The organism is Halomonas sp. XH26 (assembly GCF_024138895.1).
GTDB lineage: Bacteria > Pseudomonadota > Gammaproteobacteria > Pseudomonadales > Halomonadaceae > Vreelandella > Vreelandella alkaliphila.
This window is the reverse complement of sequence record NZ_CP071889.1, coordinates 3,047,152-3,063,746: the sequence shown is the minus strand read 5'-3', so window position 1 is coordinate 3,063,746 and position 16,595 is coordinate 3,047,152. Positions and strand designations below refer to the sequence as shown.

Annotated in this window: 17 protein-coding genes; 13 read left to right on the top strand and 4 right to left on the bottom strand. The window is 53.0% G+C overall.

Annotated features, from left to right (window positions below):
- Window positions 1-113: 113 nt before the first annotated feature.
- The 12 genes from J4377_RS14075 to lpxL all read left to right on the top strand — a co-directional run bounded on the left by J4377_RS14075 (window position 114) and on the right by lpxL (window position 10,770).
- Window positions 114-1,262, top strand: coding sequence for a GNAT family N-acetyltransferase (locus J4377_RS14075; protein WP_038477675.1), 1,149 nt, complete (start codon window positions 114-116; stop codon window positions 1,260-1,262).
- Window positions 1,263-1,362: 100 nt separating this feature from the next.
- Window positions 1,363-1,716 (top strand): cell division protein FtsB, encoded by a 354-nt coding sequence (ftsB, locus tag J4377_RS14070; RefSeq protein WP_038477672.1) that lies wholly within the window; start codon window positions 1,363-1,365, stop codon window positions 1,714-1,716.
- Entirely contained in the window at window positions 1,713-2,429 is a 717-nt protein-coding gene (gene ispD, locus J4377_RS14065; protein ID WP_253486005.1) for a 2-C-methyl-D-erythritol 4-phosphate cytidylyltransferase, read from the top strand. The genes ftsB and ispD overlap by 4 nt, the downstream gene beginning before the upstream one ends.
- Window positions 2,429-2,917 (top strand): 2-C-methyl-D-erythritol 2,4-cyclodiphosphate synthase, encoded by a 489-nt coding sequence (gene ispF, locus J4377_RS14060; RefSeq protein ID WP_038477666.1) that lies wholly within the window; start codon window positions 2,429-2,431, stop codon window positions 2,915-2,917. The genes ispD and ispF overlap by 1 nt, the downstream gene beginning before the upstream one ends.
- Entirely contained in the window at window positions 2,910-3,950 is a 1,041-nt protein-coding gene (truD, locus tag J4377_RS14055; protein ID WP_253486004.1) for a tRNA pseudouridine(13) synthase TruD, read from the top strand. The genes ispF and truD overlap by 8 nt, the downstream gene beginning before the upstream one ends.
- A gap of 50 nt (window positions 3,951-4,000) precedes the next feature.
- Window positions 4,001-4,747 carry a 5'/3'-nucleotidase SurE gene (surE, locus tag J4377_RS14050; RefSeq protein ID WP_089039633.1) on the top strand — a complete coding sequence of 249 codons (747 nt, stop codon included), beginning with the start codon at window positions 4,001-4,003 and terminating at the stop codon, window positions 4,745-4,747.
- A complete protein-coding gene (locus J4377_RS14045; RefSeq protein WP_095604000.1) occupies window positions 4,734-5,411 on the top strand; it encodes a protein-L-isoaspartate(D-aspartate) O-methyltransferase in 678 nt (225 codons plus the stop codon). Before surE ends, J4377_RS14045 begins: the two co-directional genes overlap by 14 nt.
- A complete protein-coding gene (locus tag J4377_RS14040) occupies window positions 5,408-6,379 on the top strand; it encodes a DUF368 domain-containing protein (RefSeq protein ID WP_120386438.1) in 972 nt (323 codons plus the stop codon). Before J4377_RS14045 ends, J4377_RS14040 begins: the two co-directional genes overlap by 4 nt.
- A gap of 7 nt (window positions 6,380-6,386) precedes the next feature.
- Entirely contained in the window at window positions 6,387-7,496 is a 1,110-nt protein-coding gene (locus J4377_RS14035; protein ID WP_253486003.1) for a peptidoglycan DD-metalloendopeptidase family protein, read from the top strand.
- A 154-nt stretch (window positions 7,497-7,650) separates the two neighbouring features.
- Window positions 7,651-8,622 carry an RNA polymerase sigma factor RpoS gene (rpoS, locus tag J4377_RS14030; protein ID WP_038477648.1) on the top strand — a complete coding sequence of 324 codons (972 nt, stop codon included), beginning with the start codon at window positions 7,651-7,653 and terminating at the stop codon, window positions 8,620-8,622.
- Between the two features lie 120 nt (window positions 8,623-8,742).
- The gene (gene alr / locus J4377_RS14025; RefSeq protein WP_038477645.1) at window positions 8,743-9,843 is read left to right on the top strand and encodes an alanine racemase; all 1,101 of its coding nucleotides are present in this window, start codon (window positions 8,743-8,745) and stop codon (window positions 9,841-9,843) included.
- 12 nt (window positions 9,844-9,855) lie between these two features.
- A complete protein-coding gene (gene lpxL / locus J4377_RS14020) occupies window positions 9,856-10,770 on the top strand; it encodes an LpxL/LpxP family Kdo(2)-lipid IV(A) lauroyl/palmitoleoyl acyltransferase (RefSeq protein ID WP_120386441.1) in 915 nt (304 codons plus the stop codon).
- Between the two features lie 74 nt (window positions 10,771-10,844).
- On the opposite strand, the gene speD is transcribed toward lpxL, so the two are convergent.
- The 4 genes from speD to J4377_RS14000 form a co-directional block, all read right to left on the bottom strand.
- The gene (gene speD / locus J4377_RS14015) at window positions 10,845-11,639 is read right to left on the bottom strand and encodes an adenosylmethionine decarboxylase (RefSeq protein ID WP_030073826.1); all 795 of its coding nucleotides are present in this window, start codon (window positions 11,637-11,639) and stop codon (window positions 10,845-10,847) included.
- Window positions 11,640-11,873: 234 nt separating this feature from the next.
- Window positions 11,874-12,293, bottom strand: a complete 420-nt coding sequence (locus tag J4377_RS14010) for an OsmC family protein (protein WP_038477634.1) — start codon at window positions 12,291-12,293, stop codon at window positions 11,874-11,876.
- 70 nt (window positions 12,294-12,363) lie between these two features.
- Window positions 12,364-13,041 (bottom strand): N-acetylmuramate alpha-1-phosphate uridylyltransferase MurU, encoded by a 678-nt coding sequence (gene murU / locus J4377_RS14005; protein ID WP_253486002.1) that lies wholly within the window; start codon window positions 13,039-13,041, stop codon window positions 12,364-12,366.
- Window positions 13,038-14,048, bottom strand: coding sequence for an aminoglycoside phosphotransferase family protein (locus J4377_RS14000; RefSeq protein WP_253486001.1), 1,011 nt, complete (start codon window positions 14,046-14,048; stop codon window positions 13,038-13,040). The genes murU and J4377_RS14000 overlap by 4 nt, the downstream gene beginning before the upstream one ends.
- A 70-nt stretch (window positions 14,049-14,118) precedes the next feature.
- On the opposite strand from J4377_RS14000, the gene J4377_RS13995 reads away from it, so the two are divergent.
- Window positions 14,119-16,566: an LPS-assembly protein LptD gene (locus J4377_RS13995; protein WP_198348953.1), complete on the top strand. Its 2,448-nt coding sequence runs from the start codon at window positions 14,119-14,121 to the stop codon at window positions 16,564-16,566.
- Window positions 16,567-16,595 lie beyond the last annotated feature (29 nt).

The following is a 16,595-nucleotide window of genomic DNA, read 5'->3' as shown; positions in this document are numbered from 1 at the left end:
TACTTGAATACCTCACTCCAAATAGAAATGACAGCATCAACAAAAGTACTGATAGCCTAGTTGGTGGTAAGGTCACACTTTCACCATTTAAACGATATGCCTCGGGAGGCATCATGCTTTCGCGCTCACTGTCATGCATTATGCTACCTGCTATCGACGCAGTGGATGCCGCCCAATGGGACGCACTGGTGAGTAGCGACCAGCCTTTCCTACGACACGCGTTTTTGCATGCATTAGAAAGCAGCGGCTCTGTCTGCGAGGCGACCGGCTGGGAGCCTTGCCATCTGTGCGTATGGCAAGATAGCCGCTTAGTGGGCGCGTTGCCCATGTATCGCAAACACCACTCTTACGGTGAGTATGTGTTTGATTGGGGATGGGCCGATGCACTGGAGCGAGCAGGTGGCCATTATTACCCCAAGGCATTAAGTGCCATTCCTTTTACCCCGGTGCCTGGTACGCGTACTTTAATTGCCGATGATGCCAACGCGGAGGATGTTCGCGGGTTATTAGCAGCGACGTGGCAAACCCATTGTGAAGAACAAGCGTTATCGAGTTGGCACCTCCTGTTTGCACAAGATGACGAAGTGGATGCCTGGCAGCGCCAGTTTCCAGCGTTAATTGCGCGAGAAGGCGTTCAGTTCCAGTGGCGAGATCGCACCTTTGGTGATTTTGAAGGCTTCCTGGCGAGCCTTACGTCGAAGCGTCGCAAAATGATTAAACGTGAGCGTCGCTTGGTCGCCGAGCAAGGCTTTACGCTACGGCGTTTAGAGGGCGAGGCGATTACTCAAGAAGCGATGGCACACTTCTTTCGCTGCTACACGATCACATACCACGAGCGGGGACGGCCTCCCTACTTAAATGACGTTTTTTTCGAGCGATTACGTCATGCGATGCCTGAGGCGCTTGTATTGGTTCAGGCGCTGCTGGATGGCCAGCCTGTTGCAGCGGCTCTCTATTTTCGTGGCAATAGCACTTTATACGGCCGCTATTGGGGAAGTGAGGTGGTTGCCGACTGTCTTCATTTCGAAGCCTGCTACTACCAAGGCATTGAATTTTGTCTGGAAAAGGGGCTCTCTTTGTTCGACCCCGGTACTCAAGGAGAGCACAAACTGGTGCGTGGTTTTGCGCCCCAGCGGGTACGTTCGCTGCACTATCTTGTACACCCAGGCCTAGCGGCTGGAGTCGCCCAATTTTGCCAAGAAGAGGGGGCCCATATCAGCGCCTATCGAGAGGCAGCGGCCGACGCATTACCGTTCAAATGAAAATCGCTTTATAAAGCCAGCTATATAAAGCGTGACTCGCTGGAAATAGCCCATGATGGCATAATGCGCCTCGTTCAGGCCTAAACAAAGGGATGCGGTGATGCATAAATGGCTAACGGTTGCGCTGCTTGCTGTATTGGGGCTTCTCCAATACCAACTTTGGCTAGGTAATGGTGGCTGGGAGGATTTGCAGCTGGTAGAGGAGCGCGTTGCCGTTCAAGAGGCTGCCAATGTGCCGATGAGAGAGCGCAATGCTCGGTTAGCGGCTGAAGTTACCGACCTAAAAACCGGCCTGGATGCGATTGAAGAGCGTGCTCGTAGCGACATGGGCATGGTGCGTAGCGATGAGCAGTTTTTTTGGGTGCCGGGTGTTGCCATTGAAGCAGAGCTAGTGGGCATCAATGCAGGGCTAGTGACTCAGCCAAACTTGCCTAGCGAGGACACAAACGAATGAGTCATTCGTTGTGGCTAATCGTGCCCGCCGCTGGGCAAGGTAAGCGAATGGGCGCTGATAAGCCTAAGCAGTACCTGCCACTGGGCGAAAAGCCCATTCTTGCCCATACACTTAGTCGACTACACCGAGCCTTCCCCACTGCGCATCTTTTGCTGTGCCTGGATAGTGATGATCATTGGTTCAAGCCTGAATGGGTGCCATTTCCCCAGTGGCAACGGGTGGCGGGTGGCGCGGAGCGAATGGATAGTGTTTTAAATGCGCTGCACGCTATAAAAGCGCAAGAAAACGATATGGTGATGGTGCATGACGTCGCGCGCCCCTGCATTACATCATCTGATTTGCTGGCGCTTTATGACGCTGCTCAGCAGCACTCAAGTGGCGCACTCTTGGCGATGCCTGTTGCTGACACCATGAAACGGGCCAATGCCGAACAATTAAGCGCCGTGACAGAGCCTCGGGATCGGCTGTGGCACGCGTTAACACCTCAAGCTTTTCGTTATGCGCTTTTGCGGCGCGCCCTTGAATATGCTGTCGCTAATCACTGTGTGGTCACGGATGAAGCCTCGGCTGTTGAAGCGCTTGGTCAGGCGCCCAGGCTGATTAGTGGGCGTCGTGATAATCTCAAGATCACCCATCCTGATGACCTTGCCCTTGCTGCCGCTATCATGGCGTCGCAAGTAGCCCAATCCTCTGAATCTGAAAGGAGTTGTTAATGCGAATTGGCCACGGATTTGACGTGCACCGATTTGGCGTTGGCGACCATTTGATGATTGGTGGCGTTAAGCTGCCTTTCGAACATGGTTTTGTTGCCCACTCGGATGGCGATGTGTTGCTGCATGCTATCAGTGACGCACTGTTGGGTGCCTGTGCGCTCGGTGATATCGGGCGGCATTTCCCCGACACCGACCCAGCATGGGCTGGCGCAGATAGTCGCCATTTATTGCGCCACGTGGTTCAACTGGTTCACGCAGAGGGTTTCTGTGTGGTTAACCTGGATGCTACGTTAATGGCGCAGGCGCCTAAAATGGCGCCGCATATTGATACGATGCGCGCTGTCATCGCTGAAGATTTAGGTATTAGCCTTGGGCAGGTCAATGTTAAAGCCACGACGACTGAACGGCTTGGGTTTACCGGGCGAGGCGAGGGTATCGCCGCTGAGGCAGTGGTGTTGATTGAACACCAAGAGGCGTTAAATGCTTAACTTACCCGCTTGGCAGCGCTGCTTAGATGCCGAGTTCGGTGCCCCTAGTCCAGGTTGCTATCGCGTTCAGCCAGAAGATTTTGTCGTCGACGAGCAGCTGGACTTTACGCCTGAAAATCATGGTGAGCACCTGTGGTTACGTCTTGAAAAGCGCCATCAAACCACGTTAGATGTGGTAAAAAGCGTCAGCCGCCTTTGTGGTGTCACACTTCGAGATGTGGGCTACTCCGGGATGAAGGATCGTGTCGCAGTGACGCGGCAGTGGTTAAGCGTGCATTTGCCCGGACGCGAGGCGCCAAGTGATTTGAGCGAATCATTAGCGGCAGTGGGTATTACTGTGTTGGCCCAGGCAAGGCATCCCCGAAAACTCAAACGCGGTGTCCATCGCACGAACCACTTTACCTTGCGGCTTAGTGGTGAAGCGCTTCAACATCCGAATTTTTTTGACCGCTGGGAGGCGCTTTGTCGCCACGGTGTGCCTAACTATTTTGGACCCCAGCGTTTTGGTCCTGAAGGGCGGAATTTACAGCGTGCAGAAGCTCTTCTAGCTAAAGGTTGGCGCAAGCGAGATGATCGCCAAGGCATGATGCTTTCCACCGCGCGTAGCTTCTTGTTTAACGAGTTGCTGAGCGAGCGTTTGACGGATGGAACGTGGTGCCAGCCGCTAGCGGGCGATATGCTGATGCTGGATGGCACACACAGTGTGTTTACCGTTGATGCCGTTGACGACGACCTGATCGGTCGTGCCGCTGCGCTTGATATTCATCCAACCGGTGCCCTGTGGGGTGTCGGGGAACTCGCTGAGTATCAAGTGGCTGACTACGAAAAACGGCTGTTAGCGTGCCATCCAATGCTGTGCGAGGGATTGGTGAAAAGCGGTGTGAAACGCTCCCATCGGGCGCTGCGAGCAAGGTTAATTTCGCCTAGTATCGAGATATTACCTAATGCCGTGGTACTCTCATTTGCCTTACCACGGGGAAGTTTTGCCACGGCGGTGGTGAGTGAGTTAATTGCTCATCCGGATTTTGCTTAATGCGCCCAACCTGCGCTTATCTTTGCTAGGCATCTATAAAGGAGACGTTAATGCGGCGACTGCTGCTTTCCAATGACGATGGTGTCCATGCACCGGGCTTGCGGGCACTTCATGATGCGCTAGTCGCCCATGCGAATTTACGTGTGGTTGCTCCCGATCGAGACCGCAGCGGCGCCAGTAACTCGCTGACGCTTTCTCGTCCGCTCTCTTTAACCGCGTTAGATAATGGCTTTTATAGCGTAGACGGTACGCCTGCCGACTGTGTTTATCTGGGCGTGAACGGCGTCTGGGATGAGCGTCCTGACTTGGTGATTTCGGGGATTAATCACGGCAGCAATCTTGGCGATGACGTACTCTATTCAGGCACTGTGGCGGCTGCCATGGAAGGGCGCAATTTGGGCATGACTGCCATTGCTATGTCGCTGTGTGGTGAGCGCTATTTCGCGACGGCTGCGAAAGTGGCGGCCAGCTTAATCGGTGCTGCCGATCAGCTATCACTGCCACCCCGCACACTCTTGAATGTCAACGTGCCAGATGTTCCGTGGGAAGAAATTAAAGGCGTCAGAGTGACCCGCTTAGGCTATCGCGGACCAGCAGAGAAACCTGTTCCCGTAAAAGATCCGCGTGGTCGTACGCGCTTCTGGATAGCACCGGTGGCGGCTAACGCCGATGATGGTGAAGATACCGACTTCTCTGCTATCGAAGCAGGTTATGTATCAATTACTCCACTACAAACTGACTTAACGCGCCATCCCGCGCGCAGCGACGTGCAGGACTGGTTGGATGCTTTTGCCTGAGCTTTCGCCCAACGAGCTGCGCGGACGAGGCATGACCTCTCAGCGGACTCGAGATCGCATGGTAGAGCGGCTTGAGCAGCAGGGTATTCAGGATGCGCGGGTGCTCGATATTATGGCAGGTGAGCCAAGGCACTTGTTCGTTGATGAAGCGCTGGCGCATCGTGCCTATGAAGACACCGCGCTGCCTATCGGTTTTGGTCAGACACTATCGCAACCCTTGACGGTTGCGCGCATGACCGAGCTGGTGTTACGGGCTAATCCAAAGCGCGTGCTTGAAGTGGGGACCGGTTCGGGTTATCAAACGCTGATACTGTCTCGGCTGGTGCCAATGCTTTATTCGGTCGAACGTATTTATGCATTACATCAACGCGCTGCAGAGCGGCTTTGGCGGCTTGATGCCCCAGCGACGCTGGCAGTGGCTGATGGTGGTGAAGGGTGGCAAGAAGCTGCGCCTTTTGATGTGATTTTGTTAACCGCTTGTGCTCAAACGCTGCCAGAAGCTCTATTGGAGCAGCTTAGCCATGATGGTGTACTCATTGCTCCATTAGAAGAGCCTGACGGTAGCCAATGGCTCACCCAAATAAAACGCATTGGTAGTGCCTTTGAAAAGCGTCGGCTCGAACCCGTACGCTTTGTACCTCTATTGCAAGGAGTGGTGGATTGAAGCGTCGATTTGTAGAGCTGTTTTTAAAAGGCGCAGGGATGGGGGCAGCCGATGCGGTGCCCGGTGTTTCAGGTGGAACGATCGCATTTATTACCGGTATTTATGAGGAACTCATTAATACCATCAAACAGTTTGGCCCCGGCGCCTTCATCGCTTGGCGTCGTGGTGGTTGGCTAGCGCTGGCTCAGCATTTGAATTTGGCCTTTCTAGTGCCGCTGCTACTTGGCGTTGCGGTTAGCCTTTTCAGTGTGGCTCATATAGCGCTATGGCTAATGGAAGCGCAGCCGCTGCTGATTGAGGGATTTTTCTTCGGCTTGGTGGCCGCGTCGGGGTTTGTTGTCGCCAAGGCGGGAAGAGGCTGGAAATTTTGGTATTTATTGCCGATGGTCGGCGGGCTGCTGTTGGCTAAGTCGCTGCCAGGTATGATGCCGCTGGTGTTACTTATTGGTAATGAAGCTTTGGTAGTCATGGTAGCTGGCTGTATTGCTATTAGCGCCATGCTGTTGCCAGGAGTGTCTGGTAGCTTCTTGCTGCTTACGATGGGGCTTTATGGCACCATTTTAGGGGCTATTCGAAGCTTTGATATCGGTATTATCATACTCTTTGGCATGGGGTGCGTTGTTGGTTTGGCGTTATTCTCGCGACTACTGTCGTGGCTTCTGCGTCGCCATCATGATTCTACGCTACAGCTTTTGCTCGGGTTTATTGTTGGCTCGTTACCCGTGTTATGGCCGTGGAAAGAGCTGGTTCGTTATCAGCTTGGCCCTGATGGGCAAATGATCCCGTTGGCTCATCGTTATCTGTTGCCTAGTGACTATGCGGTATTGTCTGGTGCATCTGCACAAACGGTAGGCGTTGTGGCACTAATGGTGGTTGGCGCACTATTGGTGGTGTTATTAAACCGTCGCGCAGTGCACTATGCCGGACATAGATCAATAGGAAACGCGCGCGACGTTGAAAAGGAGTAGGGTTTCCATGCGTAAGGTTTTTATCATGTCAGTATTGGCGTTAGCGGTCAGCGGCTGCGCCAATCAGCAGCAAAACACCCCACAAGTGCGTGATTTAAGTGAAGCGCGCCGCGCGGTAGCAGACTCACCTCAATATACTGTTAAAACAGGCGATACCCTTTATGGCATCGCATGGCAGCACAATCTTGATTATCGTCAGTTGGCGCAAATCAACAATATTGATGCGCCTTATCAAATTTACCCAGGCCAAACCATTGCGCTGCGTGAAGGCGCGGCGGCATCAAGTAACCCGTCAGCAGGCTCCTCTGCCCCAGAGCGCCCTGCGTCGGGCGCTGTCGCAACAGGACTGAACCCTCAAGCGACTTCCGTGGCAAGTAACGATCAGCAGCTAGATTGGTTGCTGCCCGATGAGAGTGCGATTGAGCGTAACCAGCGTTTAACGGCTGAGCGGGCGGAACGTGCTGAGCAAGCTGCTGAGCAAGCTGCTGAGCAAGCGTCGGTGGCCGCCGCGCAGCAAGTGGCTGATAGCGCAAGTGCCGCTAACACCGAGGCGACGTCTACTGTTGAGGCGTCTCAGTCAGAGCCTACGAGTGAGCCGGAACCAACGGCTGAGCCTAAGCCAGAGCCCAAACCTGAACCAACTCCAGAACCTGAGCCAGCAGTGACCACACCGCCTGCAGAGGCTGAGCAGCCGAGCCAAACCGCTCGCGTTGACCGCTCCTCACGCACGTTTACACCTGTTGATAATGTTAACTGGCAATGGCCAACATCAGGCCAGGTAACTGGAGAGTTTGGTCAGGGTGGCTCTATCACCGCTGGGATTGATATCGGCGGGCAAAAGGGGCAACCTGTCAAGGCGGCAGGCCCTGGTATCGTTGTCTATGCGGGTAGCGGCGTACGGGGTTACGGTAACTTAATACTACTCAAACACAACGATCAGTATCTGAGTGCTTATGCGCATAATGATAGCTTAAGCGTTAAAGAAAATGATGTCGTTGAAGCAGGAGAAGTGATTGCCACGATGGGGGATAGCGATGCAGACAGTGTCAAACTGCACTTTGAAGTACGCCGTGATGGGCAGCCTCAAAATCCCTTGGACTATCTGCCGTCCCGTTAATCATTGCCAAGCGAACCTTTAAGTTGGTGTGATTGGGGTACCCGAATAGCTAGAGTTAGGGCGTCATATAACAAAAATGGTGTAAGTGCACAGGGAGTGCGGCCACCTTTACTTTTCTAAATGGCGGTTAGGCGAAATAACGGGGGATACTACCATGAGTATGCTGGAGAAGGATCTACAGGAGGTTGACCTGGACGCTGTTGAAGAGGCGCTGGATAGCGTCGATGATGTCTCCGCGGAAGAAGACGCCTTTGAAAAAGCGTTGAGCCGTGATGAGCGTCAATCGACTCAAAGCTTGGACGCGACACAAATCTATCTCAATGAAATTGGTTTTTCGCCGTTATTAACGCCGGAAGAAGAAGTCTACTATGGCCGTTTAGCGCGTAAAGGTGACCCGCTTGGACGGTCAAGGATGATCGAGTCTAACCTTCGCCTGGTCGTTAAAATTGCCAGGCGTTATCTTAATCGGGGGCTTACACTGCTTGATTTGATTGAGGAGGGTAACCTTGGGCTAATCCGAGCGGTGGAAAAGTTTGACCCTGAGCGAGGGTTCCGCTTTTCTACCTATGCCACGTGGTGGATTCGACAAACCATTGAGCGTGCGCTAATGAATCAAACGCGCACCATTCGTTTGCCGATCCATGTGGTTAAAGAGCTAAATATTTACCTGCGTGCAGCGCGTGAACTGACCCAAAAGCTTGATCATGAAGCCACTGCAGAAGAGATCGCAGATCATCTCGATAAGCCAGTAGAAACGGTTAAGAAGATGCTTGGGCTTAATGAGCGCGTCTCCTCGGTAGATTACCCAATGGGTGGCGAAAGCGATAAGCCGTTAATCGACACCTTAACCGACGACGACGTGCTAGGGCCGGAAGCATGCTTAGTGGATGGCGATGTGCGTGAGCACGTAGACCACTGGTTGGATGAGCTAAGTGATAAGCAGCGAGAGGTGGTTGTACGCCGCTTTGGTTTGCGAGGCCATGAGTCCGCCACGTTGGAAGAAGTTGGTGCAGAAATTGGCTTAACTCGCGAACGTGTTAGGCAAATCCAAGTAGAAGCACTAAAGAAACTGCGCCGCTCATTGGAAAAACAGGGCCTTTCCCTTAACGCTATTTTCGAGAGCTAATCGCGGTAAGCTGTTGTGTCATACCGACCATAACGCACCGAGTTCATCGCTCGGTGCGTTGTTTTTGACGCCCATTGGTTGATCAACCGTTAACTATTGACTGTGTAAGTGAGAAACGTGATGCGCCCCTTGGTGGCCCATATTGATTTAGACGCCCTGCGTCATAACTATCAACTAGCGTGCCGCTGCGCGCCCCAAAGTCGCTCGGTAGCCGTTATTAAAGCGGACGCTTATGGTCATGGTGCGCTTGAGTGCGCGCGTGCTCTAGAAGCTGATGTGCCCGCATTTGCTGTTGCTTGTATAGAAGAAGCGATTAGCCTGCGTGAAGGGGGAATTAAAAAACCTATTGTATTGCTTGAAGGTATTTTTACCGCTGACGAGCTGGCGCTCGTTGATCAGCACAATTTTTGGATCAGCGTTCACAGTGAGTGGCAGGTAGCGGCCTTATTGGCTTTTTCACCCCGTCAACCTATTCCGGTATGGATGAAAGTGGATTCCGGTATGCATCGTTTAGGCTTTTCTCTAGACGAGGCACCTGATGTTTGGCAGCGGTTAGCTAGCGCACCACAGGTGACAGCGCTGCATTTGATGAGCCACTTTGCGACAGCAGATGCACGTGAGGGCAGCTACTTTAATCAGCAAATGGCCGCTTTAACGACATTGGCAGAAGCGCTTGATGCGCCCCTATGCTTAGCAAACTCCCCGGCAACACTGGCATGGCCAATCGCCCATGGCGACTGGAATCGCCCTGGTGTCATGCTGTATGGCAGTGACCCGCTGGAAGACGCCAATGAGATCACCCGGCAACTGCGCCCGGTGATGAGCTTACGTTCCGAAATTATTGCCCTTCGTGAACTAGAGGAAGGCGAGCCTGTTGGCTACGGTGGCCGTTGGCGCGCATCTCGGCGTTCTAAAATTGCCGTCGTTGCGGCAGGTTATGGTGATGGTTATGATCGCCACGCCATAGACGGCACCCCGGTGTTAGTGAATGGCCAGCGCTGTGCGATTGCCGGCAAGGTCTCAATGGACATGCTAACCGTAGATGTCACCGACGTGTCGGGGGCTGCTATCGGTAGTGAGGTGGTGCTGTGGGGAGCCGCTAGCAACGGTGCCGTGTTGTCCATTGATGAGGTAGCACGCTATTGCGATACCATCAGCTATACCCTGTTAACGGGAGTGCTGCCAAGAGCGCCGCGCCGCTACCATGGGGCCTTCGCTTAAACGGTTATCAGTATGTCTAAAAGTACGTATCCGCGCTCTTTCGCGCATCCCCGTTATTGGTCAACGTGGCTGGCTATTGGAGCAATGTATGTCGTTGCTTGGTTGCCCTGGCGGCTTAAGCTGTGGGTTGGGAAAATAATTGGCCTGTTGGCGTGGCGCTTTGCGAAACGTCGTCGTCATATCACTGCGACCAATATTGCACTCTGTTTCTCTGAAAAAAGTGTCGATGAGCAGCGCCGCTTGGTAAAAGAGGTTTTTATTGCGAACGGTATTGGCTTAGTGGAAACAGCCACTGGTTGGTGTCGTGACGCAGAAGGGTTACGGCACCGGGTGGCCTATCATGGCCAAGAGCATCTCGCACGGGCTAAAGCGCAAGGCAAGGGCGTACTGGTGGTGGGAATTCACTTCTCCACACTGGATTTAGGGGGGGCGCTGCATTCGCTATTTTTCCCTGCTGATGTGGTTTATCGCCCGCACAACAACCCCTTATTCGAACGCTTTATGACTCGTGCCCGCTCACGTATTTTTGGCCAAGCGATCGATCGGCATGACTTGCGTGGTGTTGTGCGCAGGATTAAAGCAGGTCACATAGTGTGGTATTCACCGGATCAGGATTTTGGTCGCGATGTTAGCGTGTTTGCGCCACTGTTCGGCCAGCAAGCCGCTACGATTAGGCTGACCGCAAAAATCGCCCGAATGACGGGCGCGCCAGTGGTGCCATTGATGTTCCACCGCAATCCTGATGACCAGACATATACCATTACCTGCCTGCCCGCGCTTGATAACTTCCCAAGCGGTGATGAAATGGCCGACGCTACTCGGGTAAATGAATTTATCGAACAAGCTATTCGTAAGTATCCGGAGCAGTACTTATGGCTTCATCGGCGCTTTAAAACGCGTCCGGAAGGTGAGCCAAGCGTTTACTAGCGACATCCGTTAACAAAAAAAAAGCCGTTCTGCTTAGTAGCAAAACGGCTTTTCGTTAACGTTGAAAGCAGGCGTTAGTCCAGGTTTCGAGAGTAGAAAATCTCTAGCATCTCTTTGCGCAGACGGCTTTCAATGTCCCGTGCTTCTTCGAATGTAATGTCGCGGCGCGATGTGCCGAACAGATAGTTATCAAGTTCGAAGTCTTTCAGCAGCATTTTGGTGTGGAACATGTTCTCTTGATAAACATTCACATCGATCATCTGATAGGCGTGCTTGGTATCTTCTGCCAAGTAGTCCTGGATCGAGGTAATGTCGTGATCAATAAACAGCTTTTTACCATCGACATCGCGGGTAAAGCCACGAACCCGATAATCCATGGTGACAATGTCAGAGTCGAAACTGTGAATTAGGTAGTTCAGTGCTTTCAATGGACTGATGTGTCCACAGGTAGACACATCAATATCCAATCGAAAGGTGCTAATGCCGTTGTCAGGATGCGACTCAGGGTAGCTGTGCACTGTCACGTGGCTTTTATCAAGATGTGCCACGACTGTTTCAGGTAGCGGCCCAGGGCCTGGTTCAGTTTGCTCTGGGTTTGCTTCATCCAGCTCGTGTTCAGCAATCAGAATCGTAACGCTGGCCCCATGGGGCTCATAGTCTTGACGAGCAATATTGAGCACATGAGCGCCAATAATATTGGTGACGTCTTTTAGGATCTGCGTCAAACGTTCGGCGTTGTAAAGCTCATCGATATAATCAATGTAAGCCGCACGCTGCTCTTCGGTTTTGGCGTAACAGATGTCGTAAATGTTAAAGCTCAACGAGCTAGTCAGGTTATTAAACCCGTGGAGTCGGAGATTATCTGACACGTCCGAACCTCCCTATGGCAGATGAAGACACCCCGACGAGCCAGCGCCGGAACCGATAGTAACTTGTCACCGTGATGCTGTAGTCGCTTTCTGCAAAGCGGCTGTTTGCTACGCAGTAGGGGTAAAAACAAGCGAGCGTATTATGCCCGCCAAGCGCATGGTATGCATCCAGCCGCGCTATTTTTTTTAATACATATGTCGTTAATACATGAGAAGGATGGCGCTCCGAGTAGTTCAAGCGTCGACAATCTCAAAAGAGTGGGTAATCTCAACGCCGCCTTGTGTCAGCATAATAGATGCGCTGCAGTACTTCTCTGCGGAGAGCTCAACCGCCCGCTGTACCTGCTTCTCTTTTAAGTTGCGGCCAGTCACCACGAAGTGTACGTGGATTTTGGTAAATACGGAGGGCACTTCATCAGCGCGCTCTGCGTCAAGCTCCGCGATACAGTCGGTGACATCAGCGCGGGCTTTATCAAGAATATTCAAGATGTCAAAGGCGGTGCAGCTACCCATGCCCATCAGCAGCATTTCCATTGGGCGAGGGCCGGTGTTGCGGCCACCATGATCAGGAGGGCCGTCGATAACGACGCTGTGCCCACTACCGGACTCTGCTACAAATTGGCGACCATCTGTCCATTTTACCCGTGCTTTCACGTCGCTCTCCTCATCTAGGCACCTATAGTTAGTTGCGAAGCATAACATTTCTAGCGATAGACGCACTTTTTCATCGCTTGCTGATCTGTTGCGCCAAAAGGTGATGTTCAAGAGCCTCAAGGCGCTCTGGAGTTCCTACATCTACCCAGTGGCCTGAAAAGTGTTCACCACTGACCCGCTTGTCTGCCATTGCCTGCTTAAGCAGCGGTGCCAGGGCAAATGCCCCAGGCGCCTGATCGGCAAGAAGATCCGGGTGCAGCAGGCTAATGCCTGCAAAGGTAAGACGCTGAGGGCCTTCCATTCCAACGCGCCCGTTGATAAGGGAAAAATCACCTGTAGGGTGGTGGGAAGGGTTATCTACTAGCACAAGATGGGCGACGTCACTTCCCTGTAGCAGTGATTCTGAGGGAATGTAATCGCACCAGACATCCCCATTGACCAGCAGAAACGGGGCATCACCAAGCAGGGGGAGTGCCTTTTGAATGCCTCCGCCGGTTTCTAAAGGTGTCTCTTCATGGCTCCAAAGAATCCGTAACTGGTAGTCGCTTCCATCACCTAGCGCTGCCATGATCTGCTCTGCGCGATAGCTCACGTTGATGACCACTTCATCAATGCCTGCACGCTTGAGCCGTTCGAGATGGTGCACAATAAGTGGCTTATCGCCTACTGGTAACAGTGGTTTTGGGCAGTGGTCGGTAAGTGGCCGCATCCGTTTGCCAAGTCCCGCGGCTAAAATCATCGCTTTCATAATGTGCTTTCTGCTAAACGTAGGGCAATGGCGGGGCGCAGTGTGCCACTTACCCATTCAGCAAACTCGCTGTGCTGGGGCAGCGCGGTTAGGCTATCTTCTAAATGCGCTAAAAAATGCGGTAGGCGTGATAAATAGCCTTGTTTGGCATCGCGAAGCGTTAAGCGGCAAAAAATTCCCAGCACTTTTAGCGAGCGTTGAGCGGCCATGGCTTGGCATTGGATAAGAAATTCATCATTGCTGGCATGGCGAGGGAGACGCCCATCTTGGCGCGCTTGTCGATAGAACGAGTCGACAAACTGCATAAACTGCGCCTGAGAAAAGCGGCAGTAGCGACCGCGCAGTAAGGAAATAACGTCGTAACTAATTGGCCCTGCCACTGCGTCTTGAAAGTCAATCATGTAAAGCTGCTGGTTGTGCACCATGATATTCATCGCATCGTAATCACGATGTACGCTGACGACGGGTTGATTGAGGGCTTGCTCAACGAGGTGGCCACGCAGCGCATCCCAACTGGCTGGCGTTGATAACGACAGCCAATTGTTTAAACACCACTCAGGAAAAAGGTCGAGTTCTCGGTTCAGCAGCGTCGCATCATAAGGCGGCAGCGCGGCAGGGTTGGCGTGGTTTTGTAACTTGGCCAGTAACGACAGTGCATCCAAATGACTCTGTTGAATGCGTGCTTCATCAGTGAATAGCGCTTGTAAAGGGGTATCCCCAAGGTCATCAAGCAGCAAAAAACCCGCGTCGAGATCGGCGGCGTAAATATGCGGTACGGGCAGTTTTGCCGCGTACCAGCGCTTTCCGATAGCGACGAACGGCGTTGAGTCTTCCTGGTTAGGGGGGGCATCCATTACTATGCGAGTGCTGCCACAGGGCAGTGTCAGCCGGAAATATCGCCGGAAACTTGCGTCACCGCCCGCTGGGGAAAGGCGGATAGCGGCGCTGTTTAGGCCATTTTGTTCAGCCACCCACTGGGTGAGGGCGTCAATCCTAGAAGAGGACATGCAAGCTCCTTGCTGGTCGGGCATCATGCGGGCTGTATAATACCGATTCTGGATGCCAAGGATAACGAACATGGGCAAGCGAATCTCGCGTACCGTACCGGTTGCGCACACGCTGTTGGGCAGTTTGCTCGCTGGCGCCTCATTTTCAGCGGTGGCACAAGGCCAGGCGCTGCCTGCCGAGGCGCTTGACTGGCAGGCCTGGAGCCAAGATGAAGCACCGCATCAGCTGTGCCGAGGGCGATATGTGATGCCTGACTACCGCTTGCCAGCGGTGGATAACCCCGAAACGTTGTCGGTGGAGACTCAGGAAGTCGATTACGCCGCAGATGGGGAAGCGTTGTTGCGCGGTGATGTTGTACTGCGTCGTGGAAACACAGAGCTACAGGCGGCGCAGATGTATTTACCCGCCGACCGCCAACGCGTAGATGCAGAAGGCAATCTCGCCATACGAGATGGTCAGGCGCTGGTGCGCGGCGAGCAAGCCACGTTAATGCTGAACGATGACCGAGCCTCGTTACGTAACAGCCACTATGTGCTCTACGAACAACATTTACGCGGTCAGGCCAGTCAATTAGAGCAAACCGGTGAAGAGCAATATCGTCTACGCAATGCTTCATTTACGACGTGCGATCCAGGTGCCAATAGCTGGCAACTCGTTAGTAGCGACATAAAGCTGAATCAAGCAGAAGGGTTTGGTACCGCACGGCACGCACGTTTAGAAGTAAAAGACGTGCCGATTTTTTACTGGCCTTGGCTACGTTTCCCCATTGATGACCGCCGTCATACAGGATTGCTGTCACCTTCTATTAGCTTTTCCAATGAGGGGTTTGACTATGCGCAGCCCTTTTACTGGAACATAGCGCCAAATCATGATGCCACCATTACACCGCGCTGGATGTCTGACCGTGGGCTGCTGCTCAATGGTGAGTACCGCTATCTGCTTGAAGAGAGTAGAGGGACGATAGAAGGCGGATATATCAATAGTGATGACGGCAGTGAAAATGGTGATAACCGCTTTGAAGGTAATGATCGCTGGTATATTGATGCACAGCATGCAGGAACGCTGACGCCACGTAGTGATTACCAATTGCGCTATGGTGCCGCCAGTGATGGTCGCTATTTCGATGATTTTGGTGGTGAGTTTGGCAATAGTGAACGCGTTAGTATGGAGCGGCTGGCTCAGGTAGATTACCGCGGTGAGCGTTGGCAGTTAGATGCCCGTGCCCAGGGTTTTCAGCGGTTGGAAGACCCGCTGAGTGATTCCGATAAGCCATTTTATCGCCTACCAAGTTTGACAGCGAACTCTGACTGGCAATTAGGCGGCGGTCTCTATACGCAATGGCGCTCTAACGCGACCTATTTCTGGCGTGATGTAGACGAGCGACAGGTGCCTGAGCGCGAGGCCGCCATCGGCACGCGCCTGCATCTCACGCCGGCTATCGGTTGGCGTTTTGAGCAACCTTGGGGCTATATCGAGCCGCGTACCGAATTATGGCATACCGCTTATGAGTTGGATTATGGCGATCGCGTCACTGATCGTGGCACGTCTCCCAGCCGCAGTGCGGCGGTCACATCGATAGATAGTGGCCTGGTGTTTGAGCGTGAATTAGAGCTGCGCGGACGAGACTATCGCCAAACCCTTGAGCCACGTTTGAACTACGCATACGTCCCACGTACTAACCAAACACAACTGCCTGATTTTGACAGCCGCGAGCGAGCGTTCTCGTGGGATCAGCTATGGTCTCCTTATCGTTTCTCAGGCGCAGATCGTTTAGGTGATCTCAATCGCGTGTCGCTTGGCGTACAATCTCGCTTTATTGAAGACGCCACTGGGCAGGATCGGTTAACGCTTGGGGTTGGGCAAAGTGTTTATTTATCTGAGCGCCGCATCGATAGTGAAGGCGACCCAGACACATTGCCTGCTCGTCCAGAGGATGATCCAAGTGTGAATCCGCTTAGCCGCTATCAAGCCACTCGCGATCGCTCTCCGTTGGTGACGCGGCTTGATTGGCAGATAAATGATCGGTGGAGTGCGGGTTATGAATGGTTATACGACGACCAGCGTGAACAGACCGAACGCTCTAGCGTTGATGCGCGTTATCGCCATCCCGCTGGCCACGTAGTGAACCTTGGTTACCGTTGGGAGATCGAAGGTTTCGATCCAGGCGTCGTACCCGGCGATGACGGCTTTAGAGATTACAGCCGAGAAGAGTGGGATCTGTCACTTGCTTGGAAAGCCAGCCCGAGGATTGATTTGATTGGTCGCTATCTGCACGATCAAACCAATGACCGCGCGCTTGAACGGCTGGCAGGCGTTCAATGGAACGACTGCTGCTACGGCTTACAGCTAGTATGGCGTGAGTGGGTAGACGATAACGACACCGCCCGCGTGGGTGATGACTTTAATGATCGCGGGCTATTTTTACGCTTTGTATTCCGTGGTCTTGGTGGCGTTGGTCAAGAGGCTGACGGCTACTTTGAACAGGCCATTCCTGGCTACCGTCCAACGCCGCTGTAACGATTTTGTTAAATGGCGACTGACTGAAA